The organism is Vreelandella arctica (assembly GCF_037070215.1).
Taxonomy (GTDB): Bacteria; Pseudomonadota; Gammaproteobacteria; order Pseudomonadales; family Halomonadaceae; genus Vreelandella; species Vreelandella arctica.
In genome coordinates, this window is record NZ_JBANSN010000075.1 from 1 (window position 1) to 3136 (window position 3136).

Annotated in this window: 3 protein-coding genes; all 3 read right to left on the minus strand. The window is 49.9% G+C overall.

All coding sequences use genetic code 11. From position 1 onward, the window contains the following. Window positions 1-294: 294 nt before the first annotated feature. Window positions 295-1824: a DUF4214 domain-containing protein gene (locus V8L70_RS22620; RefSeq protein ID WP_336270694.1), complete on the minus strand. Its 1530-nt coding sequence runs from the start codon at window positions 1822-1824 to the stop codon at window positions 295-297. A 354-nt stretch (window positions 1825-2178) separates the two neighbouring features. Continuing rightward, entirely contained in the window at window positions 2179-2937 is a 759-nt protein-coding gene (locus V8L70_RS22625) for a DUF6311 domain-containing protein (RefSeq protein WP_489686885.1), read from the minus strand. Then, the coding region (locus tag V8L70_RS22630) for a hypothetical protein (protein ID WP_336270696.1) at window positions 2852-3136 on the minus strand (285 nt) is incomplete at its 5' end. The genes V8L70_RS22625 and V8L70_RS22630, both read right to left, overlap by 86 nt.

A 3136-nucleotide genomic window follows, 5' to 3' on the forward strand; every position in this document is an offset into this window, starting at 1 on the left:
CGGAGGTCAGCGTCTGTTGTTCAGGTTCAGTGAGAGGGGCAACGAAGCGTTTTTCCATGGTTCTGTCCGTGTCAGAAATCCTGGCATGGATATTACACGAAAACTTTAGATCAGGTACTTAACATCTTTACAAAAAAAGGCGCTGGCCAATGAACTAGTCGATGTAATGGAACGCTTCCAAGATGGTATAGCCCCATCCCCCGAGCATTATGAAGCAAAGATTAGTCAGCCAACGCCCAGCCACCTGATCATCAAGCTTCAGCCTGCTAACGTTTCAGAACCGACACTTAATGATTAAGCGGCCCACATATCCGCATTAGCCGCTGCCGTATCGACTCCCGTTACTTCCACAGTGTCAGGCATAGGATCACGAATAGTGCCAGAGCCCCCTTCTGCACTATTCATGGCTAGCATAGCACCATCATCCTCGGCCATCCCTTCCAGATAAATATCCTCATATGCGATACGCTCGCCGCGCTCAGGAATCATGGTGGCCAAAGCTGGATCAATCATTTCAAGCTCATCATTTCCCATGGCGGTAATTACACCCAACATGCTAAGCAAACTTTCTAATATCAACGAGCTTGATAGCGCACTGTAATCAACATCAAGCTCGCCGCTGGCAGCTATTTCCATCTCTTCCAATCCGCGCTGCTCAATCAATAAGGCAGGCACGCCATCAATACCCAATCCATTGCGTGCTATTTGCGGTGTTTCGCTACCGGGATATAACGATAAGGATCCAAAATCAAAACCTTCTATGCCCTGAGAAACTGCCATGGCCGCCTGCTGAGCAGCCGCGGTTATCTCAGTGTCCACCAGCTCATTAGTAGGCCACAAGACAGAAATAGTCTCTAACTCACCCTCTGCGTTGAGGTAGTTATTTTGATTATGGTAATCCAGAATCAGTTCGGGCTGAAACGCAGCTAACACCTCGCGAACGGCCAAAGCTTCAGGAATAAGCGCTGGGTCAATCGCTTCGCTTGAATCCCAGGTGCGGTTTAAATCCATATCCGCTGAGTTTCTTCTTGGGTCAATGGTGTCATCAAGTACGGCATCACCATAGGTTAGCTGTTCCCAACGCTCAAACCCATCGGGGTTAACGCGGGGCATCACTGTCACCGTCATTTCACTGCGCAGTGCCTGGGCGGCTTCACTATCACCACTCAACCACTCCAGTAACAGCATGGCGGCTTCAGTACCGGTAGGTTCATCGCCATGTTGCTGAGTGACGATCATTAGCTTACGTTCGCCTTCCCCAACCGTCGCGCTATAAAGCGGGCGCCCCTCTAAGGACTCCCCCACTTGATCAAGCGCCATCGTATCGTAGGTTGCGTCTAACGCCGCTAGATCGCTATACAACTGCTCATTGCTACGCAACCCTTGCTGAATAAGGGGTTGGTCAGCGTCATACTCGGTATTAGAAACATTCTCGGTATAGAAGCGGGCAATAGATGTCGTCGCGTCTAACGCTTCTTTATCGGTTGCGGATGCAGATAGGATAATGCGTTGAATTACCTCTTGAGCAGAAACACCCTGTGAAAGTAAAGAAGACCAATACTCAGCGCCGCCACTATCAGCGTCTCGGCCAAAAAAATCTTGGTAGATATCGTCAATCCAAACATCATTTTCGCTTTGAGGTAGCTCGTTTTGTCGCTCGGCAAACTCATCGGATTGCAGCATAGCGCCTAATGCATCAGTGAGCTCAATCGCACCGCTATCTATTTGAGAAGACCAATAATTAAATCCATCCGGATCAGCTGCTCTCCCGAATACTCCTAGATAAAATGCCTGCAATGTTTGCTGCGTAGAAAGTGATGACATGGTGATGCCTCCTGGCATTTACCAAGTAACGTTCCCTGTTCTCATCGGTGAAGCGCTCAAAACGATGTATTACAGTGAATCGCATTAGCGACTCATAACACCTTTGTTGTTATCGCGCAGATGACTGAACATGGCAGCCATCTATTTCACACCCCACTACTAACCAATAGGTATAAGCGTTGCGTTTGTCAATATTAGTCTAGTCTTGAGGAAGTGATCTTACCCTGCATGAGTGAGCCTACCCGCCGCCATGAATCAATCCCTCCTTCCGTGTCTGCCGAGCGGCTTAACAAACCCATATACCGTAACGTCAAAAAAGCAAACACCGTCTTATAGGCACCATAACGCAACCCGTCATTTCACCAGACAAAGCGCGTAATTCTTGATGGTGCCTGTTTTGCTGCATTCGAGCTGTTCATCAGCATCCGTTAACGTGATCACCACATCGCCAGCATCCGCCTCCGCATACCCTGAACGCCGCTCAACCTCTTCCGGGTTCAAGCGTGCCCCATGCGCCACAGCAAAGAACCAAGCGCCTTGTTCAACCAACGCCAAATCGATCATTCGCTGCTGCTCAAGATCAAAATAGCCAACCGCCCTGAATACTCGACCCGACCAAGCGCCCTCTTCTGCTACTGAGGCTACGGTTGCTCTTTGTGATTGCGCATCCGCCAACCAATCTCCCGGTGGGCTTTTTTTCCCAGCCACCCATACATCTGCCATTTGTAATGCTATTACCACCACTGCCACGCCGTATATGACGTAGCGGGGAGCCCCCCGACTGAGCCTACTCCAAGCCAGGCAAGCAAGAATAATCAAACAATAAGCAAGAGGCGTGGCGAACCGGCCAGTGACACGAAAACGGTGATAAAGCGGCTCAAATACAGACGGTATATCTAATGAGACCAATACATAACCCGCCACACGAAGATCAAATGTCATGCTGTAAATAGCTAAAGCTATCGACGCCAGTAGCAAGACCCCCAAGCGCTTTGTTGCTGTCCCATGCTGCCAGAATTTACTCATCTCACTCAGTGGTAATGATGGTGCTAAACGCCCCTTCAATAGCTGAACCAAAGCCACTACTAAGCTTATGGCCAGCAGCAACCACATCCCAGTTCCCAAATACCTGAATCCGTGAAGCCGGCGCCGACACTTTCCCTATCACCGCCAGCGAGCACTTTTTGATCATTCGCCCCGTGCAAGTTGGCTTTCGCAAGCCCGTTATTGCCAAAACCCACCGTGCTGATCGGTGCTGACGGCCCGTTTTGTCATGCCTTTCCACCCGCCAGGCACGACATATCTGGCGATC

Coding starts and splice junctions, on each gene's coding strand:
- V8L70_RS22620 (WP_336270694.1), bottom strand. CDS start 1,824: ATGTCATCACTTTCTACGCAGCAAACATTGCAGGCATTTTATCTAGGA.
- V8L70_RS22625 (WP_489686885.1), bottom strand. CDS start 2,937: ATGTGGTTGCTGCTGGCCATAAGCTTAGTAGTGGCTTTGGTTCAGCTA.